The 24,298-nt window shown below is 43.5% G+C and carries 25 protein-coding genes and 1 pseudogene; 4 read left to right on the forward strand and 22 right to left on the reverse strand.

Annotation, left to right across the window (positions count from 1 at the left end; translation table 11 throughout):
* Positions 1-363 precede the first annotated feature (363 nt).
* From EP737_RS06445 to EP737_RS06460, 4 genes and pseudogenes are all read right to left on the reverse strand, one after another.
* On the reverse strand, positions 364-783 hold the full coding sequence (locus EP737_RS06445; RefSeq protein ID WP_410776037.1) for a hypothetical protein: 420 nt from the start codon (positions 781-783) through the stop codon (positions 364-366).
* A 194-nt stretch (positions 784-977) separates the two neighbouring features.
* Positions 978-1,595 (reverse strand): hypothetical protein, encoded by a 618-nt coding sequence (locus EP737_RS06450; RefSeq protein WP_129727117.1) that lies wholly within the window; start codon positions 1,593-1,595, stop codon positions 978-980.
* 297 nt (positions 1,596-1,892) lie between these two features.
* A pseudogene (locus EP737_RS06455) lies at positions 1,893-2,150 on the reverse strand (DUF554 family protein); the annotation flags it as partial.
* A gap of 3 nt (positions 2,151-2,153) precedes the next feature.
* The gene (locus tag EP737_RS06460) at positions 2,154-2,732 is read right to left on the reverse strand and encodes a class D sortase (RefSeq protein ID WP_129727119.1); all 579 of its coding nucleotides are present in this window, start codon (positions 2,730-2,732) and stop codon (positions 2,154-2,156) included.
* A gap of 208 nt (positions 2,733-2,940) precedes the next feature.
* On the opposite strand from EP737_RS06460, the gene EP737_RS06465 reads away from it, so the two are divergent.
* Positions 2,941-4,071: a CapA family protein gene (locus tag EP737_RS06465; protein WP_165350711.1), complete on the forward strand. Its 1,131-nt coding sequence runs from the start codon at positions 2,941-2,943 to the stop codon at positions 4,069-4,071.
* Positions 4,072-4,130: 59 nt separating this feature from the next.
* On the opposite strand, the gene EP737_RS25450 is transcribed toward EP737_RS06465, so the two are convergent.
* The 7 genes from EP737_RS25450 to argC all read right to left on the reverse strand — a co-directional run bounded on the left by EP737_RS25450 (position 4,131) and on the right by argC (position 10,901).
* The gene (locus EP737_RS25450) at positions 4,131-4,307 is read right to left on the reverse strand and encodes a hypothetical protein (RefSeq protein WP_165350709.1); all 177 of its coding nucleotides are present in this window, start codon (positions 4,305-4,307) and stop codon (positions 4,131-4,133) included.
* Positions 4,308-4,550: 243 nt separating this feature from the next.
* Positions 4,551-5,105, reverse strand: a complete 555-nt coding sequence (locus EP737_RS06470; RefSeq protein WP_129727391.1) for a DUF2062 domain-containing protein — start codon at positions 5,103-5,105, stop codon at positions 4,551-4,553.
* A gap of 371 nt (positions 5,106-5,476) precedes the next feature.
* Entirely contained in the window at positions 5,477-6,436 is a 960-nt protein-coding gene (argF, locus tag EP737_RS06475) for an ornithine carbamoyltransferase (RefSeq protein WP_129727121.1), read from the reverse strand.
* 253 nt (positions 6,437-6,689) lie between these two features.
* Positions 6,690-7,847, reverse strand: a complete 1,158-nt coding sequence (locus EP737_RS06480) for an acetylornithine transaminase (RefSeq protein ID WP_129727122.1) — start codon at positions 7,845-7,847, stop codon at positions 6,690-6,692.
* The gene (gene argB / locus EP737_RS06485; RefSeq protein WP_129727123.1) at positions 7,844-8,614 is read right to left on the reverse strand and encodes an acetylglutamate kinase; all 771 of its coding nucleotides are present in this window, start codon (positions 8,612-8,614) and stop codon (positions 7,844-7,846) included. Before argB ends, EP737_RS06480 begins: the two co-directional genes overlap by 4 nt.
* 12 nt (positions 8,615-8,626) lie before the next feature.
* A complete protein-coding gene (gene argJ / locus EP737_RS06490) occupies positions 8,627-9,850 on the reverse strand; it encodes a bifunctional ornithine acetyltransferase/N-acetylglutamate synthase (RefSeq protein WP_129727124.1) in 1,224 nt (407 codons plus the stop codon).
* A 16-nt stretch (positions 9,851-9,866) separates the two neighbouring features.
* Complete coding sequence (gene argC / locus EP737_RS06495) at positions 9,867-10,901, reverse strand: N-acetyl-gamma-glutamyl-phosphate reductase (protein WP_129727125.1); 1,035 nt, start codon at positions 10,899-10,901, stop codon at positions 9,867-9,869.
* Between the two features lie 396 nt (positions 10,902-11,297).
* Between argC and EP737_RS06500 the strand changes: the two genes are divergently transcribed.
* On the forward strand, positions 11,298-11,501 hold the full coding sequence (locus tag EP737_RS06500; RefSeq protein WP_129727126.1) for a YqzH family protein: 204 nt from the start codon (positions 11,298-11,300) through the stop codon (positions 11,499-11,501).
* Between the two features lie 231 nt (positions 11,502-11,732).
* On the opposite strand, the gene EP737_RS06505 is transcribed toward EP737_RS06500, so the two are convergent.
* Positions 11,733-12,521 carry an SDR family NAD(P)-dependent oxidoreductase gene (locus EP737_RS06505; protein ID WP_129727127.1) on the reverse strand — a complete coding sequence of 263 codons (789 nt, stop codon included), beginning with the start codon at positions 12,519-12,521 and terminating at the stop codon, positions 11,733-11,735.
* A gap of 8 nt (positions 12,522-12,529) precedes the next feature.
* The gene (locus tag EP737_RS06510) at positions 12,530-13,480 is read right to left on the reverse strand and encodes an MBL fold metallo-hydrolase (RefSeq protein ID WP_129727128.1); all 951 of its coding nucleotides are present in this window, start codon (positions 13,478-13,480) and stop codon (positions 12,530-12,532) included.
* Positions 13,481-13,988: 508 nt separating this feature from the next.
* On the opposite strand from EP737_RS06510, the gene proI reads away from it, so the two are divergent.
* On the forward strand, positions 13,989-14,825 hold the full coding sequence (gene proI / locus EP737_RS06515; RefSeq protein WP_129727129.1) for a pyrroline-5-carboxylate reductase ProI: 837 nt from the start codon (positions 13,989-13,991) through the stop codon (positions 14,823-14,825).
* Between the two features lie 178 nt (positions 14,826-15,003).
* Here the strand turns inward: proI and rnz are convergent, their stop codons facing one another.
* From rnz to mce, 4 genes are all read right to left on the reverse strand, one after another.
* Positions 15,004-15,954: a ribonuclease Z gene (rnz, locus tag EP737_RS06520; RefSeq protein ID WP_129727130.1), complete on the reverse strand. Its 951-nt coding sequence runs from the start codon at positions 15,952-15,954 to the stop codon at positions 15,004-15,006.
* Between the two features lie 314 nt (positions 15,955-16,268).
* The gene (locus EP737_RS06525) at positions 16,269-17,387 is read right to left on the reverse strand and encodes a M20/M25/M40 family metallo-hydrolase (RefSeq protein ID WP_129727131.1); all 1,119 of its coding nucleotides are present in this window, start codon (positions 17,385-17,387) and stop codon (positions 16,269-16,271) included.
* Between the two features lie 425 nt (positions 17,388-17,812).
* The gene (locus tag EP737_RS06530) at positions 17,813-19,363 is read right to left on the reverse strand and encodes an acyl-CoA carboxylase subunit beta (protein WP_129727132.1); all 1,551 of its coding nucleotides are present in this window, start codon (positions 19,361-19,363) and stop codon (positions 17,813-17,815) included.
* Positions 19,364-19,366: 3 nt separating this feature from the next.
* Positions 19,367-19,783: a methylmalonyl-CoA epimerase gene (gene mce, locus EP737_RS06535; RefSeq protein ID WP_129727133.1), complete on the reverse strand. Its 417-nt coding sequence runs from the start codon at positions 19,781-19,783 to the stop codon at positions 19,367-19,369.
* Positions 19,784-19,979: 196 nt separating this feature from the next.
* Here mce and prli42 point away from each other — a divergent pair, with 196 nt between their 5' ends.
* The gene (prli42, locus tag EP737_RS25455; RefSeq protein ID WP_165350712.1) at positions 19,980-20,072 is read left to right on the forward strand and encodes a stressosome-associated protein Prli42; all 93 of its coding nucleotides are present in this window, start codon (positions 19,980-19,982) and stop codon (positions 20,070-20,072) included.
* 57 nt (positions 20,073-20,129) lie between these two features.
* Here prli42 and EP737_RS06540 read toward each other — a convergent pair whose 3' ends face one another.
* The 5 genes from EP737_RS06540 to EP737_RS06560 all read right to left on the reverse strand — a co-directional run bounded on the left by EP737_RS06540 (position 20,130) and on the right by EP737_RS06560 (position 24,254).
* Positions 20,130-20,660 carry a L,D-transpeptidase gene (locus EP737_RS06540; RefSeq protein ID WP_129727134.1) on the reverse strand — a complete coding sequence of 177 codons (531 nt, stop codon included), beginning with the start codon at positions 20,658-20,660 and terminating at the stop codon, positions 20,130-20,132.
* Positions 20,661-20,678: 18 nt separating this feature from the next.
* On the reverse strand, positions 20,679-21,647 hold the full coding sequence (locus EP737_RS06545) for an aromatic acid exporter family protein (RefSeq protein ID WP_129727135.1): 969 nt from the start codon (positions 21,645-21,647) through the stop codon (positions 20,679-20,681).
* A 273-nt stretch (positions 21,648-21,920) separates the two neighbouring features.
* The gene (locus EP737_RS06550) at positions 21,921-22,643 is read right to left on the reverse strand and encodes an amino acid ABC transporter ATP-binding protein (protein WP_129727136.1); all 723 of its coding nucleotides are present in this window, start codon (positions 22,641-22,643) and stop codon (positions 21,921-21,923) included.
* The gene (locus EP737_RS06555; protein WP_129727137.1) at positions 22,636-23,295 is read right to left on the reverse strand and encodes an amino acid ABC transporter permease; all 660 of its coding nucleotides are present in this window, start codon (positions 23,293-23,295) and stop codon (positions 22,636-22,638) included. The genes EP737_RS06550 and EP737_RS06555 overlap by 8 nt, the downstream gene beginning before the upstream one ends.
* Before the next feature lie 176 nt (positions 23,296-23,471).
* On the reverse strand, positions 23,472-24,254 hold the full coding sequence (locus tag EP737_RS06560) for a transporter substrate-binding domain-containing protein (RefSeq protein WP_129727138.1): 783 nt from the start codon (positions 24,252-24,254) through the stop codon (positions 23,472-23,474).
* Positions 24,255-24,298: the final 44 nt, after the last annotated feature.

Genomic DNA, 24,298 nt, shown 5'->3' on the forward strand with positions numbered 1-24,298 from the left:
TGGCCCGTTTTTTATTTGTACCTGTTTTTTGAAAAAGTAACAAGCTGAAGATGAAGAGATAAGTTTCTGAGTACGGGGAGACGAGAAATTATATTTCACTTTAAGAAAGTATAAATTTCTAACTGGCTTCCAATTCGACGTAGCGAGAAATTTTAGGCATAAAGTATAAGGGCAACTACGCCTCTGTCTTCGCCCAAAGGCAGGGCTCACCAATCGGCGAGTTTTCTTTACTATTGTTTACGCAGCTACAATACAATGATTATCATTCGAATATCGCCTGCAGCCATCATACATGACAAATGTCCAATGATTTTGCAGACTATGCCGGTTGTGCTCCATGGCATGAAACCCCTTTCGTGACGCTTACTTCGTGGCCTCTTGTTTTTCCTCTACCTCTACTGTAAGCTGCTGCATCGTTTTTCCTTCTGTTTGAATGCCAAACTTCTTGGCAAGATCATGTACTTCTTTTTCTCTCGCTGTTCGAATCCCCTCAACAATCGTATGCATGCTCTTCCCTTCCGTTTCAATGCCGTAACGAGCTGCTGCACGCTGAATCATCTCCAAACGCTTTGCCTCTTGGGCATCATGAAGCTCCTTACGCACCTGCTTAAGCTCTTTTCCCTCTGTTTCAATCCCGAAATGCTCCGCCTTTTGACGAAAATGCTGTTCAATACGCATATGCATTTCCTGTTGTGTTGGCTCTGTCGCAGCCTTCACAGGGTCTGCACTGAGGGCCTTAAATAAAATCAAAAAAGTCATTACTGCTAATGTATACCTGTACATACTAACCCTCCTGATCTTACTCTCATTGTTACTATGCGCAAGGGAAGAAAGGAAAATTCGTCCATGAAGAGAAAACTTCTTGAGAATATACAATTGAGAATGGATCCATTTTGTGGAGAAAACTCGCTTATTTATACGTTCTTTAAGCAGTAAGAAAAAACAGCCGGGTTCAATAGAGAACCGGCTGTTTTTTCTTACTGCTTCTTCGCTTTTTCTACTGCTTCTTTTAGATCCTCATACGATTTCCCTTCCGTTTGAATGCCTAGTTTTTTTGCCTCCGCTATGATTTGCGTTTCTTCTTTTTTCATAATTTCTTTACGCAGCTGATAGTTCGTTTTTCCTTCTGTTGCAATTCCAAATTCTTTCGCCGATTGTACGAGCTGCTCATGCTCCTGAGCATACCGGGCTTTTTGGACTTCTTCTCTTAGCTGAAAATGAGATTTTCCTGTTGTTGCAATTCCAAAGCGCTTTGCCTCCTCCAATAGATCAGACTCATGCAGCTTCCGAATTTCATTATGAATTTGCTCCGCTGTCTTGCCTTCTGTTGCAATCCCAAATTCCTTTGCCTTCTGCAGCAAATGCTCTCGATGCTTTTTCTCGAGCACTTGATGGATTTCCGCCTTTAGCTGCTCATCGCTTTTTCCTTCCGTTGCAATCCCAAAATGATTTGCCATTCTAAGTAAATGCTCATGCCGCGGGCCATCCTGCAAAAACTTTCCATGCATCGCTTCCGCTTTTGCTGTTGGCAGCATCCCTGCTCCTCCTACTGCCAATAAACCAGCTATTGTCCAGCCTATCACTTGCTTTTTCATCGTCTATTCACTCCTTTTATCATAAAAGATTACCGTTATTTTGCCCAATTGGTTGTTTTTTCCTCATGTTTTTATAAAAAAATTATTATAAGCAAAGAGAGTATGTCCGCGGATGAATCCTAAATTATCTTGTAAAGAAAACTCGCTGATTGGCGGGCCCTGCTCTTGAGCGAAGATAAAAGATGTAGTTGCTCATACACTTTATTGCTAAAATTTTCTGTCACATCGAATATACTCTTAGCTGGAGTTTTATGCTTTCTTAAGGCATAAAAAAACAGGAGGGTTTTCCTCCTGTTCTTACATATATTCCATGATAAGCACGAATACTATCGTACATAACAAGCTTGGCAGCCTATTAGCCACGCGAATAGACGTGATTTTTAAAATATTCAGCCCGATTGCGATGATAAGCGCATCACCTGTAGCTGTTAGCTCAACAATAAGCTGATCCATTATTTCCTTCGGCACAAATGTATGAATTTGTGTTGCTAATAGTGCGATTGCTCCCTGATATAGAAAAACCGGGCCAGCAGAGAATGCGACTTCGATGCCGAGCGCTTACGACTGTTTTTCCTCAGGATAGGCATAGATAACATAACGGTCCGGCGCTGATCCGACAAATCGAAACGGATAGCAGGTTGATACATTTAACACCTCATTTGGTGCGGTTGAACCAATGACTGTTGTATCATCTGCCGGGACAATTTTTGCATGATCCATCACATAACGGAATGTGCCATACGGCAGCTCTACAATCAATTCATCGCCTTTTTCTATTTCACCAAATTTCCGAAACACTGTATCGCGATGACCGGAAAGCAAAATTTGATTATGATCTCCTGGAAATGCTGTACTTGTATAATGTCCGACCCCTTTTTTTAAGTCATCTGGATCGGTTCCTTCTATAATAGGAAGCACAGCATTAATTTTCGGGATCCGAAGCATGCCGATTGTTTCGTCCTTTTGCGGCTGAAATGCAGCACGGCTCGGCTTCGTATCCTTGGCTTTCCCTAACATCTCTTGTGCTTCTGCCGTTGATTGCTTCTGCTGCCTCTTCGCATCAATAAACTGCCATCCTGTTATGCTGATGAGTACTACCCCTGCTATAAATAACAAAGCTGCTATATAATTTCTCATTCTCTTTTGCAACACCTTCTATAGTCTTTTTTTCTATATTTTGCAACTACGCCCCTGTATACATATAAACCGTATGTCAAATTATTATAACACGTATCATGTGCTGCTTAATGATCATCATTCAAACAGTCTCCGCTGTTGTTTCACAGAACCCATTGTTGGAAATACTAACTTCTATACTCTATCTAATAAAGGAAGTTATGCAACAATGAAATATGTACGATCTCTCATCACACTTATTTTGCTTTCTGCAGCGTGCACTAGCATCGTGTTTCTCCTTCAAAATAAAAATCAACCGCAGGCGAAGGACATGCCAAAGCAAACAAATCCATCTCCGGAGGCTACAGTGCGGCTCGCGGCAGTCGGTGATATTCTTCTCCACGACGTTGTATACAATGATGCTCGCAGAAGCGGGAATCACTTTGATTTTTTGCCTATGTTTGCCGCTGTAAAGCCTTATATTGAGAAAGCTGATGTTGCTTTTGCAAATCAAGAATCGATCATAGGCGGTGTAGAAATTGGTTTATCAACATATCCTTCCTTTAACAGTCCCATTGAAATTGCTGATGCCCTTGCCTTTACCGGATTTGATGTGATGAGCCTAGCAAACAATCATGCGCTAGATCGCGGTGAACAAGCCTTGCAGCGTAGCCTCTCTTATTGGGATAAACTTAATATCGTCCGCACAGGGGCGTACACGTCACAAGAAGACAGAAATACAATTCGCACATTTTCCAAAAACGGCATAACCTGTGCTGTCTTATCGTATACATACGGTTTAAATGGGATTGATACGTTGCAAAAGCCTTATCTAGTGAACCTAATGCAACCTGAACAAATGAAACAAGATGTGGAACAAGCAAAGCAGATTGCGGACGCAGTTATTGTCATCCTTCACTTTGGAACAGAATATGAAACGCTGCCCAACAGCAGCCAAAAGGAAGTTACCCAATTTTTAGCGGACCTTGGTGTTTCTGTTATTCTTGGCCACCATCCACATGTCCTGCAGCCGCCCGAGTTTCTGACCGGAAAACAAGGAAACCAAACCTTTGTTGCCTACTCCCTTGGCAACTTTCTTGCTGGACAGGAAAATGAAGAAACGCACTTTGGTGGAATTATAGAGGTCTCTATAAGGAAGGAGAAAGATGGTCGAATCGTATTAAACAATCCCTCCTTTTTACCGACCTTCACATACTCTCGCAATCAAACGGATTATCAGGTCATACCGCTTGCACAAGTTACAGAAGAGCAATATCCGCTTGCACGAGAACGCTATGACAAAATCATACAGCATATGAAAACTTACCTTCCGACGCTGCGTATTGTTACACCCAAGTAATACCGTGCTTTTCCAGCACTGTATATATTCTTATTAAGAGAAGCTGCCCGGGGGCAGCCTCATGATTCATAGTAATTGCCATAATAGTTGTTTGAATACGGCCACGTTTGTAAATAAGGCGGCTGAATTTGCTGGACTTGCTCGCTTTGACGAAACGGCATAGCACGTTCATCTAACGCAGGTATATATATTGGAGTGTAATAATAAAATGAAGCAGGTGGATACAACCAAATCATACATCATCCCTCCTATGCATATATTGAACAATATGCAGCACACAAGCTGTTTGGGTGGGCGATTTTACCGTATATGAAAAGAAAACTCGCCGATTGGCGAGCCGTTGGGCGAAGACAAAGGCGTAGTCGCCCTTATACTATATTCCTAAAACTTCTCACTACGTCGAGTCAGCTTTCGGCTAGAAATTTATCTTTTCTCTACAGCATAAAATAAACGGAATCTACGCAGATCCCGTTTATTCGTTACGTACGCATCAATGCGATTGCTGTTGTTTTCTTTTTCTCTAGGCGGCGTTGCCGTTCTTTTTCGTATAGATGGTAGATGATGAAATACGAAGCAAGACCCAGTAATGTCCCGAAGATGATCATGCCAATCAGTGTATATAAACCGCTATGCAGCAGTTCCTTTGCGATATCCATAAAGTTTCCTGAGAATACCTCTAACAGTGAGTGCTCTTTCATTGGCCGATCATGGATGTCAACCGGATAAACAAACTTGCCAAGCGCATGAGCAAACGGGAGCAAAACAACAGGTAAAAACGTTAGCTTGCCGACAACGTTTCCAATAATCGCTGCTGGAAGGGACCCACGGAACAAACGGACAATTGGGTAAAACAGTAAGTAAATTAAAGAAGCAGTAGAAAGAACAATCATTTCCATACCAAAGCCAAGTGCGAATCCAAGCGCAACCTTTTTGGCACCGCCAGGAGATCGAAATAACTTATAAAAATTAAGCTTAAATGCACGTTGTATCTTTCTCCAAAAGCCGTATTTCCTTTTTCCTCTTTTCACATACATCTCTCCCGTTTTATCCTTCACAAGTTTCCTCACAGATATATTTCTCCTTGTATATACTATTATAATGTATAAAGAAGAGTTAAAAAAGATAATAAATATTCAAATAACAATACATATTTTGGAAAGGATTTAGAAGCTCTTCCATCTCCTCATGTAAACAGTATATATATTTAAAACATAATATTAAGATTGTAATAAAGAAAACTCACCGATTGGCGAGCCCTGCTCTTGGGCGAAGACAGAGGCGTAGTTGCCCTTATATTGTACCCCTAAAATTCCTCGTCATATCAAACTATCTTCCACCTGGAAATTTATACCTTATTAAAGTACAAAACAAGCAGTCCTCATTTAGAAGACTGCTTGTTTTATAACTATTGTAATAGCGCAGCAAGTACTGCCTTTTGCGCGTGAAGACGGTTGCCAGCTTGCTCAAATACAGCGGACTGTGGTCCGTCAATAACTTCTGCGGTTACTTCTTCACCGCGGTGCGCCGGTAAGCAATGCAAAAACTTGTAATCCGGCTTTGCCCATTGCACCAATTGCTCATTTACCTGGTATGCTGCAAAGTCTTGCAGACGTTTTGCAGCTTCCTCTTCTTGCCCCATACTAGTCCAAACATCTGTGTATAAGAAATCTGCTCCTTGCACAGCTGCTTGTGGATTTTCCATAACTTCAATGACAGCGCCGGTTTTCTTTGCAATTTCCTTCGCTGTATTTACAATTTCCTCATTCGGCTCATAACCAGCCGGGCAAGCAGCTGCCACATGCAGACCAACCTTTGCTCCCCCAATTAATAAGGAATGCAGTACATTGTTGCCATCTCCAACATAAGTAAGCTTTACGCCCTCGAATGTTCCTTTTTCCTCATAAATAGTCTGCAAATCTGCCAAAGACTGACAAGGATGATGGCCATCTGTTAGACCATTAATAACAGGTATTGTCGCATACTTCGCAAGCTCTGCCACCTTCTCGTGCTCAAACGTACGAATCATAATCGCATCTACGTACTGCGATAATACCTTTGCCGTGTCTTCAATTGTTTCTCCACGTCCAAGCTGAAGCTCTTTTCCGCTTAAAAACATACCATGTCCGCCAAGATGCAGCATGCCTGTCTCGAAGGAAACACGTGTACGCGTGGAGCTCTTATCGAAAATCATCGCTAACACTTTTCCTTGTAATACGTTTGGATTGCTTCCTGTTTCAGCTCGCTGCTTTTTTAGCTGTACCGCCAGTTGAATCAAGGATACAATCTCCTCTGAGCTAAGCTCCTCTAATGTTAAGACATCCTTTGCCTTTAATTTCACATCTATCGTTTGCTGTAATACACTCATGTAGCACGCCTCCCTTTGATTGTCCCTAATCCCTTACGAAAAATAACACTCACCATAAAAGGCAGAAACGCACCTTCTATGGTGAGGAGGTATTTTACAGCGTGAGCCATTCTGACTAGCTCCGCTTTTTATTACACTATAAAAAATTATAAATTTCTAGCTAGAAGTCACGCTACTTATATGGGAATTTCAGGAATGTAAGTGCAACTCTGTCTTCGCCCAAGGGCACGGCTCGCCAATCGGCGAGTTTTCTTTATAGTGAGACTGCACTGACTTTGCCTAGTACTTCTTTTATTGCGCTAGCAGCTGTTTCCAGCTCTTCCTTTGTTACCGTTAAAGGAGGCAACAGACGTACAACATTCGGTCCAGCCACCAATACGAGCAAGCCCTTCTTTTGTAGCTCTGTTACAAAAGGAGCCGCTTCTGTGTTACATTCGATTCCGATCATTAACCCTTTGCCGCGCACTTCTTTAACAACTGGAAGAGATGTTACATCTTGCAGAAGTTCCATAAAGTACGCCTCTTTTTCAGTCACACTTTCTAAGAATTCTGGCTGCATTACGTTCTCTAGCACCGCTTTCGCAGCAGACATTGCAATCATATTCCCGCCAAACGTTGTACCGTGTGTTCCCGCACTAAATGTATCCGCAAGCTCCTCTTTTCCAATAAGCGCCCCAACTGGAATACCGTTTCCAAGTCCCTTCGCTACTGTAATGATGTCAGGAGAAATGCCGTAGTGCTGATAAGCGAACGCTTTTCCTGTCCGCCCGATTCCTGTTTGCACTTCATCAATAATTAGCAATGCGCCATATTTCTTGCAAAGCTTTTCTGCTGCCTGCAGAAATTCTGTTTGTGCTGGCGTTACGCCGCCTTCCCCTTGCACAGCCTCTACCATAACGGCCGCCACTTCATGATCCATCGCCTGCTCAAGCGCCGCCGCGTCGTTAAATGGCAAATAAGAAAACGTCGGGAGCAGCGGACCAAAGCCGCTGTGAATTTTCTCTTGTCCTGTTGCCGTCATTGTCGCAAATGTGCGGCCGTGGAATGATTGATGGAACGTTAAAATTCTGCTTTTCCCTGTATGTTTACGGGCTAGTTTAATAGCTGCCTCATTTGCTTCTGCGCCGCTGTTACAGAAAAATACACGCTGTCCGTCGCTATTTGCAACGAGAAGAGACGCAACTTCCTCCTGTAAGGAGTTTTCAAAAAGATTTGAAACGTGCCATAGCTTTTGTAATTGTGCCTGCACCGCTTCAACTACAGCAGGATGACAATGTCCTAGATTGCATACAGCGATACCAGAGACAAAGTCTAAGTATTCCGTTCCATTTGCATCAATTACCTTTGTGCCTTTACCCTCTACGATTTCCAATTCCCAGCGTTTGTAATTCGGAAATAACGCGCTGCTCATCCTGCCTTCACTCCTTTCGTAACAGTTGTTCCAATGATTGCTCCGTTCTCATCAATAAAGCCTTTAAGTCCATCTACGATAATAACCTGCTCAACTTCACCCTGCAGTGAAGCTAAAGCCGCCTTCACCTTTGGAATCATACCGCCCGTAATGACTCCCTCTTCAATCAGACTGGACAATAGCTCTTCGTTCGCCTCGCGAATAAGTTCACCGTTATGAAGTACACCTGGAACGTCCGTTACAAATAAAAGTTGCTTTGCTCCAAGTGAAGAAGCAATCGCTCCCGCAGCTGTATCACCGTTAATGTTATACAGCTGACCGCTTGTATCCATACCTACCGGAGACACGACTGGAACGAGTTCCTGTGACAGCAAGCTTTGCAGCAGCTTCACATTTACAGTCTTCACATCGCCAACATATCCAAGCTCTTCATTTAAAGCGGCAGCTTCGAGAAGTTTGCCATCGCAGCCGGATAATCCGACAGCTGACGCGCCGTTTTTCTCAAAGCGTGCTACGAGATTTTTGTTTACCATTCCACATAAAATCATTTCTACAACTTCTAATACATCCTTTGTTGTGACGCGCAATCCGTTCTTTTTTTCTACTGGAATGTTTAGCTTCGTCAACATTTCATCGATTTCCGGCCCGCCTCCATGGACAACGACAAGGTCGTGTTCTGCTTTTAGCTTTTGCAGGCTCGAAAAGAAAGTGTCCGACAGACGTGCTAAGACACTCCCGCCGCACTTTACTACAATTGCCTCTTTCATTTCCGTCTCCCCTTACGTGCGATAGCTCGCATTAATTTTCACGTAATCATAGCTTAAATCACAACCCCATGCCGTTCCGCTGAAGTCCCCAATGTTTAAGTTCACGTTAATTACAATTGTATCCTGCTGTAAATAACGCTTTGCTTCTTCTTCTGAGAAAGGCTGCGGTTCACTTTGTTTCAGTACAGCGATATCTCCTAATGAAATATCCACCGTGCGCGGATTTACCGGCGCTTCACTATGGCCTAATGCACCGATGATTCGACCCCAGTTCGCATCTTCACCATAAACTGCTGTTTTCACTAGGCTAGAGCCAACGATTTTCTTCGCCGCCATACGCGCATCATCCTCTGAAGTCGCGCCATGCACATTCACTTCAATCAGCTTTGTTGCGCCTTCGCCGTCTTTTGCAATCGCCTTTGCTAAATCCTCGCTTGCACTTTTAAATGCTTGGAAAAATTTATCCCAGTCTGGATGTCCCGGATGAAGCGGCTCATTTTCTGCCAATCCGCTCGCCATCACAACGACCATATCATTTGTAGATGTTTCGCCATCTACTGTAATTTGATTAAATGTGCGATCCGTTACTGTGCGCAGTGCCTGCTGCAGCACCTCACTGTCAATATTTGCATCCGTTGTAAGAAAGCCTAGCATTGTCGCCATATTCGGGTGGATCATGCCAGAACCCTTTGCCGCACCTGCTACTGTTACACATTTGCCATCAATCATTGTTTGGTAGCATGTTTTCTTCACAACTAAGTCTGTTGTTAAAATCGCTTCATAAAAGCCAAAGGCATCCTGCTCATCCTCTGTAGGAGAAAGCTGCGAGATCCCCCCGCGCACTGTTTCCATCGGAAGCATTTCACCGATCACTCCTGTTGAAGCGACCGCTACAAGATGTTCCTCTAAACCAAATTGCTGCGCTGTCAGTGTGCGCATCTCAAAAGCGTCCTGTTCTCCTTGCTCTCCTGTACACGCATTCGCATTCCCACTATTTACGACAACTGCTTGAAGCTTGCCGTGCGCAGCGATGCTGTCTTTCGTGACAACAATTGGTGCTGCCTGAAATTGATTTCGTGTATACACAGCTGCGCAGCTGGCCGGTACCTCACACAAAATCGCTCCGAGATCTTTCCTCGCTTTTCGAATTCCGGCGTGCACTCCTGTTGCTTTAAAGCCTTTTGGAGTAACAATAGATCCATTTGCTAGTTTTACGCACACTGATGTTTCAATCATGATTTTTCTTCCTCCTCTATGGATACAAAGGCACGATATCAAGCCCTGTTCGTTCATTCAATCCTAATACAATATTTGCGTTTTGCACCGCTTGCCCTGCAGCGCCCTTCATCAAGTTATCAATAACAGATACAACTGTAATCCGTCCTGTTCGCTCATCATATGTTACAGCTATATCGCAATAGTTTGAGCCGCATACCTCTTTCGGACTTGGATAGCCGCTCTGGCGGATCCGTACGAATGAAGCGTCTGCATAGCTTTCCTCATATATTTGCTTTAGTTGCTCCCGTGTCATTTCACGCTTTGCCTGCCCATACATTGTTACCATGATGCCGCGTGTGATCGGAATGAGGTGCGTGCTAAAGGTAATAGGCTTCGTATTTTCATTCCATTCTGTCAGCATTTGCTCAATTTCTGGCACATGCTGATGCTCATTTACTTTATATATTCTAAGGTTATCGTGAATTTCCGGGAAATGCGTCATCGCGTTTGGTGATTTTCCTGCTCCCGATACACCTGATTTTGCGTCAATAATAAGAGAATTCTCTTCAATTAATTGTTCCTTCATAAGAGGTGCAGCCGCAAGCAATGTAGCAGTTGCATAGCATCCTGGATTCGCAATCAAGTCTGCTCCGTAGATGCTATCCCTTTTCCATTCTGATAATCCGTAAACTGCTTTTGCTAAATCCTCTCGCCCAGCAGCCGGTCGTTTATACCATTGCTCATACTCATCTGGATTTTTCATACGGAAATCCCCAGAGAGATCAATCACTTTTAAGCCTTTTCGCAATAGCCCTGGAGTCAGCTCTTTAGAAACCCCTGGAGGCGTTGCTAGAAATACAAGCTCGCTAGTATTCGCAATATGATCTGCGTCTATTTCTTCTAATGTATTTGTTACGATCGAGTTTAGGTGCGGATACTGATTGCTAATCGGTTCCCCCGTTTGCGAAAATGAGTGAATCGAAGCAACCTCAAGCTCAGGGTGGTGAGCAAGCAATCGCAGCAACTCCACTCCGCCGTATCCCGTAGCACCGATAACAGATGTTTTCATATATTCCCTCCGCTCATAAAATCAATGTATCTCTGATTATAATATTGTATATTTATGACGTCAATTAAATATTTATAAATGACCGAATTTTTTTCATGTTCGCACAATATCAGAACGCCCCGCAAGAAGGCCAGCAAAAAATTCGGAAACTTTTCTTTCTTATAATGTCCTAAAAAAAGACGGACAAAGCATATTCTTTTTTCAAACAGTAGTATAAAGCTGCGTAGCTTCAGCTGGTTTAAAACGTGACTTTCATAAAAAGGATGTTTTTATTCATTGAAATGCATAAAAACTTGTTTTGATTAAGAATCCAACAAAAACAGCTTATTTTTTCTTTATCCTTCCTTACTTCTGCTGTATACTGTTACAAAATCAAGAACAAAGGGACTTAAACAAATGAATGAAGCATTGATCAAAAATATGATCCGCAATTGTTTTTATCAATATCATTATACGAAAGAGACTTTGCCGCTTTCCGAGTCCGATTACAGGCAGCTTCTTGAGGAAATATGGAAGATGCAGCGGGATCAGCCTGATGCTGAGCTATACGAGCTCATAGAGGATGCCGTATACGAATTTATCACCAATTCAAGCCAGTAAGAGGATAGGTCTGCAGCAAATAATAAGCAAAAGGCTGTTCCGGGACAATCTCCAAAAACCCCAGCCGTAGCGTTTACGGCTGGGGTTTTTGATTAGTTTGTATATCAAGCAGTACAGTTAGGATTTCTCATACCAACCGTTAGTAAGATATCACTGGCAAGTGCTTTCGATAAAATTATTCGGCAGCTTCATCGAAAAAATAAAATGGGAGAGCTATTACAGCCTTCCCATTTATTTTTTGTTAAGCGATTTTCCTGCCGCACGCTCAAATAAACCAGGAAATAAAGAAAAAATCACAGGACCGATTCCCATCCAACGCGGAAGATTTAGCTCCCGCTTTCCTGTTTCAATCGCTTTTATCGTTTTCTTTGCGACATAATCAGCTTTCAGCATATATCGTTGCATGCTTTTGACATACGTACCGGATTGATCAGCAATATTGAAAAAATTTGTTTCAATAGGACCTGGATTTACAGCCGTAACACCTATATTTGTATTACCGAGCTCCATGCGCAGACTGTTTGTAAAACCAAGCACCGCATGCTTTGTTGCCGCATATGCACTTGATTTTGGTGTTGCGATCTTCCCAGCAAGCGAGGCAATATTGACAATATGTCCGCTGTTACGCCGAAGCATGCTTGGGAGAACTGCCTTCGTACAAGCAACAAGACCAAATACATTTACATGAAACATCTCCTTGACCTCCGCCATGGAGGCATCCTGAAACGTTTTGAAAATACCAAAGCCCGCATTGTTCACAAGCACATCGACAGAACCGACTTCCTTCTCAACACGTGCAAATGTTTCTTCCACCATCCGCTCATCACTTACATCAAGTGCATAAACATGGCAAGGGGTGCGGTACTGAGCTTCAATCTTCTCCTTTAGTTCTTCAAGCTTACTTTTCGTGCGTGCCATGATAACAAGCACTGCTCCAAGAGCTGCGGCCTGCAAGGCAAGCTGCGCACCGATGCCGCTTGAGGCACCTGTAATAACAATCACTTTTCCGCTAAGCTTCATATTCTCACCTATTTCGCATAATACATCCACTCTGCTACAGATGTATCTAATAATATTTGTTGATTATATTTTAAAAAGTCCAATTGTCCAACTGTTTCAGACAAAGTGAGCGCAAACTGCTTCGTATACAGTGTCGGAAACAGCTGTATGCATATTTCAAACGCCGTCATCGGTTTTTCCTTCAGCATATTGAGTACCTTTTGCGCCCGAGCTTCCTGTTTTTTCAACCGCTCCGCTACAAGTTCACTTACCTGTGTGACATCACTGCCATGCCCCGGCAAAATACGCGAAATCGGCATCTCTCCAAGCCGTCGCAATGTACCATTATATTCTAACAGCGGCTTTTTCCGCTCCGTCTCTCCGAAATAAGGCGGTTCTAATAATGGATTCGAGGAAATATGACCGAGCAATGCATCGCCGCCAATCATCAAGCCGTCCTGCTCCCGAAACAAAGCGATGTGGGTAGAAGCGTGTCCCGGTGTCTCGATCACGGTAAACTCCGGCAAGAAATCCAGACGATCCCCTTCCTGAACCGCTGCACTTAACGAGCGCTTGCTCGCGTAAGCAAGCGTCCTCTTCATCGGGGGTCCATACTTCGCAATCACTTCCGGGATGCCGAACTGCGGTACAATATCTTGAAAAAATTGCTCATAGCATGCTAAAAAGTCTGGATTTTGACTAATCCACGGCTCATTCCGCGGATGCCCAATAATAGCAGTGGTCTCCGAAAAATCATTCAGCAAGCCAGAGTGATCTACGTGATGATGTGTAATGATAACTGTTTCAATGTCAGACAAACGATAGCCAAGTTCACCAAGCCCAGCCTGTAAAGCCAAGCGGGCCTCTGCTGTATTTGTTCCCGTATCTACAAGCGTCAACGAATCGCCTTTTATTAAAAATACATTCACTGTTTCCACTGCAAACGGAACTGGAATCTCCAGTCGGTAAATGGTGTCCATTGTTCAGCCCCCTTATTCTTTTACCTGTAAAGAAAACTCGTCGATTGGCAAGCCGATAGGCGCAGACAGAGACGTAGTTGCACTTACACTGTATCCCTAAAATTTCCGACTACGTCGAATTGACTTCTGGCTGGAAATTTATATCTTCTTACAGTGTAAAGAAAACTCGTCGATTGGCGCAGACAGAGACGTAGTTGCAACTGCACTTTGTTCCTAAAATTTCCTGCTGCGTGGATCAGCTTCTATATAGAAATTTATACCTTTTCGCAAGTGCCCCATTTAGACTCGATAGCCAAACAACCCGCACATTCTGCAGACTTGTTCCTGCTTAAACATGTAAAAAATGAATCTCCCTTCAGTTTACACGAAGAGTAAAATTTTGTCATTCATTTCGAAGTGACATATACTCTTTACATGGAAACACATTCTGAAGTATAGTGATAAAAATACGGAACAATCAGAAAATGTCCCATATGATATGGGAGTACATTTTATCAGGGGGCTTATCATGCAAAGCTATAAAATTGCCTTTTTAGGGGCCGGCTCCATTGCGGAGGCCGTGATCGCAGGATTATTGGAAGCAAATTTAGTCAAGGGACAAGATATTACAGTGAGCAACCGCTCTAACACTGATCGGCTCTCGTACTTCAAAAGCAAGTACGACGTAAACGGCACACACGATAAAAAAGAACTTCTTCGTAATGCCGATATTATCTTTTTTGCTATGAAACCAAAAGACGTAGTTGAAGCAATCGCTGAGGTGAAGGAATACATCACGGAGAAGCAATTCATTATTTCTCTTCTTGCTGGTGTTTCAACAGCTTCTATGACAGGATTGCTAGAAAAGCACATACCGATTGTTCGTTCTATGCCAAATACATCAGCTGCTATTTTGAAATCGGCAACAGCGATTTGTGCATCTGCTTATGCAACAGAAGAACATCTTCGTATTGCAAGACAGCTCTTTGAAGCAATTGGCAGCGTTTCGGTTGTGGATGAAGAACAAATGCATGCAGTCACAGCTTTAGCTGGCAGCGGCCCAGCTTATGTGTATTACATGGTCGAAGCAATGGAACAAGCAGCGCGCGAGGCTGGTCTTGACGATGAGGTTGCTAAATCATTAATCTTACAAACATTATCCGGAGCGGCTGATATGCTGCTCACAACAGGGAAGCATCCGACTGTTCTGCGTGCGGAAATTACGTCCCCGAACGGCACAACCCAAGCTGGGATTGAAACGCTGCAGAACAATGGTTTCCCAGATGCAATTATAAAATGCATCAAGCGGGCAACAGAGCGCTCCCATGAGCTGGGTGAAACGCTACAAGCATTGATGAAGCAATAAAGCGAGCCCTGCCCTTGGGCGCAGACAGAGGCGGAGTTGCACTGATACTGTATTCCTAACATTTCTGACTATGTCGAATTGGCATCTAACTGGAAACTTATCTTTTCTTACAGTGGAATAAAGTTTGCAACACACAAAAACCGAAAGAGGATGGCAATTTGCCGTCCTCTTTCATTTCTTACTCACTTCTCTTGGATGGAGATACAAATTTTCCAATTGAAAATCGTTTGAAATCATCCGCCAATTCTGTATGAGAGAAAATATCGCGCGCTTCTTCCAGCAGCTGAGCACACTGCTCCCCTTGATAACGAGAGCTTATGTGCGTCAAAATCAGCCGCTTCGCTCCGGCAAGCATTGCTACGCGGGCTGCTTGATGCGTTGTAGAGTGATAATACTCATGCGCCTGCTCTTCTTCGGCAGCCGCCAGCGTTGCCTCATGCACAAGCACGTCTGCATCCTGTGCCAAACGAATACTTGTCTCGCAATAGCGCGTATCTCCTAAAATCGTGACAATCCGTCCCTTTTGCGGCGGGCCAATAAAATCTGCGCCGCTTAGCACCGTTCCATCCTCAAGCTCAACACTTTCGCCGTTCTTTAAACGTTTAAACATAGGTCCCGGTTTTATGCCGCGCTCAAACAATTTATCAACAAGCAGCGGTCCGGGAATGTCGTGCTCTGTAATACGATATCCAAAGCACTCGATTCCATGAGAAAGACGTGCTGTTTCGACTGTAAACTGTTCGTCTTCAAACACAATACCCTCTTCTTCGATTTCCACAATATGAAGCGGATATTTCACATGTGTTGTACTTACTGTAAGAGAGACCTCGATAAAGGAACGAATCCCTTTTGGTCCGTATACCGTCAGTGGCGTATCCCCGCCTTGAAAGGAACGGCTGCCAAGCAGACCGGGCAATCCAAAAATATGATCCCCATGTAAATGGGTAATAAAAATCTTTTCAATCCGGCGCGGCCGAATCGATGTATGTAAAATTTGATGCTGCGTCGCTTCCCCGCAATCAAACAGCCACGTTGCGGCCCGCTCCTCCAACAGCTGCAGCGCCGCAGCCGATACATTTCGCTCTTTTGCGGGAACGCCTGCACCTGTTCCTAAAAACAATAACTCCACACTGCTTCCTCCAAATATCATAGTATATACCGTTCATCTTACGGAAAGTTGAGCCGATTGGCAAATGTTTCTCGCAATCAGAAAATAAGTTATATTGTTCATGTGTTTATAGTTGTATCCGCTAAGCTGTACTCCGTGCCAATAACGCTTTCGAATCCAACTATGCAAATTTAGATTTACTGTCAGTACAAGTATGTAAAAAGGATAACTGTATTGAACTACTCCCACCTACTCGCTAACACTCCTTTCCCACAAGGGGAAAGATCGTTCTCAAAATACGAAAAGAGGACAAATATGCCCTCTCTTCACTCTTCTTATTTCGCAGTCCCCTGAACAATCGCAACAACCAGTTCAGCTGTTTTCACCAATTCCTCAATCGGCATTTTCTCATTTGTTGTATGAATATCCTCATACCCAACAGCGAGATTTACCGTTGGAATGCCGTGTCCGGCAATTACATTTGCATCGCTGCCGCCGCCGCTTTGGTGGAGTGCTGGCGTACGTCCGATGCTTGCTACTGCACGCTTGGCCACCTCAACCACGTGATCACCATCTGCAAACTTAAAGCCTGGATACATCACCTCGATTTCCACCTCGGCTTGTCCACCCATTTCCTCAGCTACCGTTTCGAATGCCTCCTTCATTTTTTGCGCCTGCTGCTGCATTTTTTCTCCTATGAGAGAACGCGCCTCCGCTAAAATCAAAACATGATCACACACGATGTTTGTTTGTGTACCGCCTTCAAAACGTCCGATATTTGCCGTTGTTTCTTCGTCAATACGGCCTAACGGCATTCTTGCAATCGCCTTGGCCGCAATTGTGATCGCAGAAACACCCTTCTCAGGAGCCACACCCGCATGCGCTGTTTTTCCACGAATAATCGTTTTAATTTTCGCCTGCGTCGGCGCTGCGACGATAATGTCACCAACCTTGCCATCACTGTCAAGCGCATAGCCGTACTGAGCGGTGATAAGAGAACGATCTAATGCTTTTGCACCGACAAGACCGGATTCTTCTCCAACTGTAATAATAAATTCGATCTTCCCATGCTCTATCTGCTGCTCCTTTAGCACACGAACCGCTTCCAGCATCGCCGCAAGACCTGCCTTGTCATCCGCCCCTAAAATGGTTGTCCCGTCTGTTACAACATATCCATCCTTCACGGAAGGAGTGATTCCTTTTCCAGGAACAACTGTGTCCATATGAGACGTAAAATAAATCGTATCAGCACCCTCCTTCGTCGCTGGAAGCGTGCATACTAAATTGCCTGCACCGTGCCCAGTTTCTGCAGTTGTATCATCCTCAAATACTTCTACACCAAGGGCAGAAAATTTCTCTTTTAATACTTTGCAAATCTCCGCTTCAAACTTTGTTTCGGAATCTACCTGTACAAGCTCTAAAAATTCGTTTAGCAAACGCTCTTGATTAATCATGGCTATGAACCTCCCAAAAAATTATGTATCTTTCCTATTTCGCCTTTACTTGATGGAAATCTTGTCTATGCACAAAATTTTTTAAATAAGGAAAGCCAAGGCGCGCTTGCTCCCGTAACAAAACCCCCCACGTCCAAACCACACAGTTCGGACGGAGCCGACTTGTGGAAGGAAGCAGGACCGCACCGATACCAGGATGCTTTCTTATCTTTACACTGTAGGAAAGTATAAATTCCCAGCTAGAAGCCAATTCGACGTAGTCGGAAATTTTAGGAATACAGTATAAGTGCAACTACGCCTCTGTCTTCGCCCAAGAGTAGGGCTCGCCAATCGGCGAGTTTTCTTTATAAAGAAGCTGTACTTACTTCTCTATCATATACCAAAAAACAGGAAGAAGCGAACGGCTAAGCATTCACTTCTTCATATCATAATGGGATATTCCCATGTTTTCTCTTCGGACGCTCCTCCTTTTTCGTGCGCAGCATTTCGAGCGCCTGAATCAGCTTTTGTCTTGTTTCCCGGGGATCAATTACATCATCAACAATGCCATGCTTTGCTGCAATGTATGGATTTGCAAATTTCTCGCGATACTCATCGATGAGCTCCGTTCGTGTTACATCTGGCGCCTTACTGCCTTCAATCTCTTTTGCGAAGATAATATTAACCGCACCTTGCGGACCCATTACCGCAATTTCAGCATTTGGCCAAGAGAACACAACGTCTGCACCGATTGATTTACTGTTCAATGCTACATACGCTCCGCCGTAGGCCTTGCGAAGAATGACTGTAATTTTTGGAACTGTTGCTTCGGAGTACGCATATAGAATTTTCGCCCCATGTCGGATAATACCGCCGTGCTCCTGCTTCACACCTGGGAAAAAGCCTGTTACATCCTCAAACGTAATGATTGGAATATTAAAAGAATCGCACAACCGAATAAAACGGGCTGCTTTGTCGGACGAATCAATATCCAAACTTCCTGCCATTACCTTCGGTTGGTTACATACCAATCCGACAGCTTCTCCTTTTATCCGTGCGAAACCGATTACAATATTTTTAGCAAAATCCTTTTGAATCTCAAGGAATGTATCGTCATCTACAACCTGCCGAATAACCTTGCGCACATCATATGGACGAAGTGAATCAAATGGAATCACATCCGTTAAATCCGGACGGTAATCATTGGTATCATGTCTTTCATATAAAAGCGGGCGTTCCTCGCAGCTTTGCGGTAAATAGCTCAAAAGTATGCGCACTAGCTTGAGTGCTTCTTCCTCATCAGCCGCTGCAAAATGAGCATTTCCGCTAATTGAGCTATGGACTGTTGCACCGCCTAGATTTTCAGTTGAAATGCTCTCGCCCGTTACCGTTTCAATGACCTTGGGGCCGGTAATAAACATCTGGCTTGTATTCTCCACCATGATCACAAAATCCGTAATAGCTGGAGAATATACCGCCCCGCCCGCACATGGTCCCATAATTACAGAAATTTGCGGAACCACACCTGAGTAAATGGCATTTCTATAAAAAATATGACCATATCCGTCAAGCGACAAAACACCTTCCTGAATACGCGCACCACCAGAATCATTTAATCCGATGATAGGCGCTCCGTTTCGTGCTGCCAAATCCATAACATTCGCAATTTTTTTGGCATGCATTTCGCCAAGTGCACCGCCAAACACAGTAAAATCCTGTGAAAATAAATAGATTGGGCGGCCATTCACCTTTCCGTAACCCGTTACAACACCATCACCAGGTCCAATTTTGGCTGCCAGCCCAAAATCTGTACAGCGGTGCTCCATAAACGGATTCAACTCGACAAAGGTACCGGTATCTAATAAGAGCTCGATCCGCTCGCGAGCCGTCAGCTTGCCGCGCTGATGCTGCTTTTCAATTTTATCATCTCCGCCACCAAGCTCGATTTTCCGTCGTTTATCATAGAGTTCGTTTAGCTTTTCATAAATATCCGCCATCTATTAGCCCTCCGCCTCTACCTGTTTTTCGCAAAGCTCATACAGCACACCATGCGCGGACTTCGGGTGCATAAATGCGATATGGGAACGGGCGGCTCCAAGACGCGGAATCACATCAATCATGGAAATGCCTTTCTCCTGCATCTCCTGAATGCGTTCTGTAATCGTGCTTACCCCTAGTGCCACATGATGAATGCCTTCACCGCGCTTTTCGATAAATCGAGCAATAGGACTATCGGCCGCTGTTGGTTCAAGAAGCTCAAGCTTGCTTTCGCCTAATTTTAAGAAAGCGACCTTTACTTTTTGTGAAGCAACTTCTTCAATCCCCAAAAGCTCCAGTTGCAACATCTCGGTGTAAAAGGGAAGGGTTTCCTGAAGGGATTTTACTGCAATCCCGATATGATCGATTTTCTTAATCATTTCCCTCTCTCCTTCACTAAGCACAAGCTGCAAAAATGGTTCAAATAGTAGACATACACGTTTTATATTCTTTTCACATACAAAATATTCCTTTTTTTTGTATGCCACTCCTCGAATATTGTCAATATCCGCTTCTGCTTGCCCCTGTCCTTTCTTCCCTTTAAAATAGAAACATAAGTAAAAGGAGGGACAAGCGATGAACAAAAGAAAACAAAAAATCGTTGTCTACATTATGTTACTTTCCATGATTATTACAACGCTTCTAGCCGGCATTAGCATGTTCTCGTAGAAAACTCACACAGATATGTAGTTGCCATAGACTTTATACGCGAACAGCCGGCCCCCTTTACGGAGCCGGCTGTTCGCTTCTTGCGATTGCGCCTTTTTCTTTGGCAAGCTGTTCAAATGATTTTTTTGTTTTCACAATGAGCATCTTTGTTCCCATTGGGATCCGATCATATAAATACTCGACATCCTTGTTATACATCCGAATACAGCCTTGCGAGATATATTTGCCGATGGAGCTCGGAGCGTTCGTACCATGGACACCATATTTGCTTCCATCCGTTCCTCGGGCGTTAAAACCAATCCAGCGCGATCCAAGTGGGTTCTTGGGAGAACCGCCAGGAATGTTCTTTTTTATGTAATACGGGTTTTTCGCCTTTCTCACAACATCGAACGCGCCCTCCGGTGTTAAATCGTTTGTTTTTCCTGTTGCAACAGGAAATACACCTTGAATTTTGCCTTGATTGATGTAGGCAAGCTTGTTCGTTTGCTTGTTGACGATAATATATGGATCGCCGACCCTTGGATTATCGCCAAGCGGCCAAAGAGGTGACATGGAAATAAAAAGGAGCAGGGAAAGAGTGCGAAGCATACAACATACCTCTCTTTCTTATAGCGATTGTATGTATGTATGCTTCCCCTTAAACTCGCTTTTAATGATTAAATATTGTTCCATTTCATTGAGGAGCTGCAATAGCATCGCTCTTGTTTCAAATTCTTCTCGCGTCGTTGGTAACGGCATCACGCGGAACTGCTCCCTAAGTTCGTGAAGATATTGAAGGGAAATGAGTCCCGTGCTCTCAGGGCGAACCGCCGCTCCAACGCTTTCAATGAATGTGGCAACCATTTCTGATTGTTCATATGTCCAAGAAAGGGAAGCAACGAGTGGCATCACACGCTCCAAGATTTCAAATTGGCGGGTGCGCATTGTAAAATAACGGTAATAATAGTCATCTTCCCTTGTAAACTGATTCTCCAGTTTTTGAAAGGCCAATGCCTTAGCCTGATGTAACAGCTCGTGCGCTTCAATCATCTCTTTTCCATCCCAATCACTCTCGCGGCTCCGTAAATAAACAGCCATCTCATGCAGCAACAATTTAAAATACTCCTCTACTAGCTGCTGATACCTCTTGAGTTCTCGTTCCACACTAGGCATATATAAGTTCACAAGAAGGGCAATGCCAATGCCGATAATTAAGATACATACCTCATTCCAAACAATCGGCCATGTTACTGTTTTTAAAGAATAAATGTGCATAACAATAACCGAACTTGTAACAATTCCTTCTTCCATTCGGAGCATCACAGCTGTTGGAATAAATAATAGAATCAGCAAACCAATCGCTAACGCATGATATCCGATTGTTTCAAATACGGCAAAAGAAAACACAATAGATAAAAGACAAGCACCAAGACGATGCAAAGAGACCTTTAATGATTTTCGCTTTGTATTTTGGACGCATAAAATAACAAGAATACCGGCTGAGCTATAAAACTGTAAATCCAGCGCTTGAGCCAAAAACAGAGCTGCTGCGGCCCCGACAGCTGTTTTCACAGTGCGGTATCCAATTTTGAACATAAGCCTAACCCTCTTCCATTCATATGTACATCAAAAGCAGTTGTTATCACAAATGAGCAATACGCACTGTTACGCGGAGCCTATGTATAAACGCTAGACAACCCTTAAAGAAAATTCGCCGACTTGGCGAATCGTTAGATGAAGACAGAGGCATAGCTCTACTTATACTGTATTCCTAAAAATTTCTCGCTGCATCGAATTGGCTTCGGGCTAGAAATTTATCCGTTCTTAAAGTGCAAAAAAGGGAACAGCGTATTGCCGTCCCCTTCTATATTATAACATCTTTTGTAAAAATTCTTGCGCACGTGCACTCTTTGGTGCGACGAAGAATTCATTTGGAGGCGCATCCTCTACAAGATAACCTCCGTCTAAAAACATAACACGATCTGCAACTTCCTTCGCAAAACCCATTTCGTGCGTTACAATTGCCATCGTCATGCCTGTGTGAGCAAGAGATTTCATTACCTCTAACACCTCTTTCACCATCTCTGGATCCAGTGCTGAGGTTGGCTCATCAAACAGCATAACGGACGGTTCCATTGCGAGCGCTCTTGCGATAGCAACACGCTGCTTTTGTCCACCGGAAAGACGCGTTGGATATTCGTTTGCTTTTTGAAGCAGACCGACCTTTTGCAGCAAGTCCTTCGCTGTTTGCTCTGCTGCTTGCTTTGATACGCCTTTTACCGTTATTGGTGCATACGTTAAATTTTCTAGCACTGTTTTATGAGGAAATAAATGAAAATGCTGAAACACCATCCCGACGTCTTGGCGTACTTTCATAATATCGGTTTTTGTATCCGTGATTTCCTTTCCGTTAATCCAAACACGTCCGCCAGTCGGCTGTTCTAGTAAATTCATGCAGCGTAAAAAAGTTGATTTACCGGAACCAGACGGGCCAATAATTGCTACAACCTGTCCCTGTTCAATGGTTGTGGAAATCCCCTTTAAAACCTCAAGCTTGCCGAATGATTTTTGCAATCCTTCAATCTTAATCACCTTTGCTCAATCTCCTTTCGACCGCTTTTCCAACGAGTGTAAGTATCATAACTAGTAAATAATAGACAAGCCCTACGAATAGAAGCGGCTCAAAATATGAATACGTTTCTCCGCCAACAATGTATGCACGGCGCATTAAATCAGCAGCACCGATAACTGTTACAACCGCTGATTCCTTTGTCAGGCTAATAAACTCGTTCATTAGCGCCGGTAAAATGTTTTTTAACGCTTGCGGAAAAATAATGTCGCCCATCATTTTTCGATATGGAACACCCAGTGCCATTGAAGCTTCTGTTTGTCCTTTATCTACTGCCTGAATACCAGCGCGGATAATTTCAGACATATAAGCACCGGAGTTTAACCCAAATGCGATAACCGCTGCCAGGAAGGCACTAATATCGTAGCCGGTAATTTGCGGAAAGCCGTAGTAAATAATCATCAATTGCAGCACAAGCGGTGTACCGCGGAAAATGGATGTATATGCATCAGCAAAGAAGCCTAAGGCCTTTATACGCGCAATTTTACATAAAGCAAGCAGCATCCCTAACGCAAATCCTAAAAGAGCTGAAACCGCCACGATTTGCAGCGTCACTTGCAGACCTTTTAGAATGTACGGCATGGACGGAGCAATTTGCGAAAAATCAAGGTTCATCGTTCCGTTCTCCTCTTCAATGAAATATGAACAACTCTAGTATTTTCAAAAACACAATATAAATAGAAATACCATGCAATCCTCTAATAATTTAGAAATTTCCAATCGTTATCACACAGAAAGGAATCTCCCAGCATATCACCGAGAGATTCCTCAACATTGCAGCCAGACAAGATTTATTTGTTACCTTCGAACCATTTCTTGATTAGCTTGTCCATTTCGCCGTTCTCTTTCATTTCTTTCAGCACAGCGTTGAATTGTTCTGTCTTATCGCTTCCTTTTGGAAGAGCGATTGCAGAGCCAGCTTCATCAGCAGCTTCTGGAATTGTTACGCTTTTTAGCTCAGGCATCTTTTTCAAATAGCCGCTTGCAACTGCATCCTCTACTAAAATTGCATCAACGCGTCCTACCTTCAGCTCTTCAAATAGCTCAGAGATGCGGTTGCGGCCTTCTATTGTAAATTGTGTTGTTGCTTGTAAATCTTTTGCTTTTCCTTCTTGAATAGATCCTGTTTGTACACCTATCTTCTTACCTTGTAAGTCAGCCATGCTTTTCACTGCACCGTTTTTAGAGATAACAATGTTTTTTGCCACAAAATAAATATCTGTAAAATCAGCGTTCTTCTTACGCTCTTCTTTTGGTGTCATACCAGCCATTACAAAGTCAACTTTTTTTGCTTCCATTGCTGCTAGTAAGCCGCTGAAATCCATGTCCTTAATTTGGACCTCATAGCCTAACTTTTTCCCGATATAGTTAGCGATATCCACGTCAAAGCCGATAATATCATCGCTCACCTTTGAATCAACGAACTCGTAAGGCTTATAGTCTGCTGAAGTTCCCATCACAAGAACCTTCTTTTCTTTGTTCCCTGCCGTGTTAGTATCCTCTTTCTTTGTGCAAGCTCCAAGAAGGCCAGTTACAAGTAAGCCTGCAAGAAAAATGGATGCGAATTTCTTCATGTTGCTCCCTCCTAGTTTCCATTTAAATTTTCTGAATATATTTA

This window comes from Ectobacillus funiculus (assembly GCF_004138295.1).
GTDB classification, from domain to species: Bacteria; Bacillota; Bacilli; order Bacillales; family Bacillaceae_G; genus Ectobacillus; species Ectobacillus funiculus.

Coding starts and splice junctions, on each gene's coding strand:
- EP737_RS06545 (WP_129727135.1), bottom strand. CDS start 21,647: ATGTTCAAAATTGGATACCGCACTGTGAAAACAGCTGTCGGGGCCGCA.
- EP737_RS06500 (WP_129727126.1), top strand. CDS start 11,298: ATGAATGAAGCATTGATCAAAAATATGATCCGCAATTGTTTTTATCAA.
- mce (WP_129727133.1), bottom strand. CDS start 19,783: ATGATTAAGAAAATCGATCATATCGGGATTGCAGTAAAATCCCTTCAG.
- EP737_RS06525 (WP_129727131.1), bottom strand. CDS start 17,387: ATGATTAATCAAGAGCGTTTGCTAAACGAATTTTTAGAGCTTGTACAG.
- EP737_RS06555 (WP_129727137.1), bottom strand. CDS start 23,295: ATGAACCTTGATTTTTCGCAAATTGCTCCGTCCATGCCGTACATTCTA.
- argB (WP_129727123.1), bottom strand. CDS start 8,614: ATGAAAGAGGCAATTGTAGTAAAGTGCGGCGGGAGTGTCTTAGCACGT.
- argF (WP_129727121.1), bottom strand. CDS start 6,436: ATGAGTGTATTACAGCAAACGATAGATGTGAAATTAAAGGCAAAGGAT.
- EP737_RS06560 (WP_129727138.1), bottom strand. CDS start 24,254: ATGAAGAAATTCGCATCCATTTTTCTTGCAGGCTTACTTGTAACTGGC.
- EP737_RS06465 (WP_165350711.1), top strand. CDS start 2,941: ATGAAATATGTACGATCTCTCATCACACTTATTTTGCTTTCTGCAGCG.
- proI (WP_129727129.1), top strand. CDS start 13,989: ATGCAAAGCTATAAAATTGCCTTTTTAGGGGCCGGCTCCATTGCGGAG.
- EP737_RS06460 (WP_129727119.1), bottom strand. CDS start 2,732: ATGAGAAATTATATAGCAGCTTTGTTATTTATAGCAGGGGTAGTACTC.
- EP737_RS25450 (WP_165350709.1), bottom strand. CDS start 4,307: ATGATTTGGTTGTATCCACCTGCTTCATTTTATTATTACACTCCAATA.
- EP737_RS06540 (WP_129727134.1), bottom strand. CDS start 20,660: ATGCTTCGCACTCTTTCCCTGCTCCTTTTTATTTCCATGTCACCTCTT.
- argC (WP_129727125.1), bottom strand. CDS start 10,901: ATGAAAACATCTGTTATCGGTGCTACGGGATACGGCGGAGTGGAGTTG.
- EP737_RS06450 (WP_129727117.1), bottom strand. CDS start 1,595: ATGAAAAAGCAAGTGATAGGCTGGACAATAGCTGGTTTATTGGCAGTA.
- argJ (WP_129727124.1), bottom strand. CDS start 9,850: ATGATTGAAACATCAGTGTGCGTAAAACTAGCAAATGGATCTATTGTT.
- EP737_RS06470 (WP_129727391.1), bottom strand. CDS start 5,105: ATGTATGTGAAAAGAGGAAAAAGGAAATACGGCTTTTGGAGAAAGATA.
- prli42 (WP_165350712.1), top strand. CDS start 19,980: ATGAACAAAAGAAAACAAAAAATCGTTGTCTACATTATGTTACTTTCC.
- EP737_RS06505 (WP_129727127.1), bottom strand. CDS start 12,521: ATGAAGCTTAGCGGAAAAGTGATTGTTATTACAGGTGCCTCAAGCGGC.
- EP737_RS06480 (WP_129727122.1), bottom strand. CDS start 7,847: ATGAGCAGCGCGTTATTTCCGAATTACAAACGCTGGGAATTGGAAATC.
- EP737_RS06530 (WP_129727132.1), bottom strand. CDS start 19,363: ATGGCGGATATTTATGAAAAGCTAAACGAACTCTATGATAAACGACGG.
- EP737_RS06510 (WP_129727128.1), bottom strand. CDS start 13,480: ATGGACACCATTTACCGACTGGAGATTCCAGTTCCGTTTGCAGTGGAA.
- EP737_RS06445 (WP_410776037.1), bottom strand. CDS start 783: ATGTACAGGTATACATTAGCAGTAATGACTTTTTTGATTTTATTTAAG.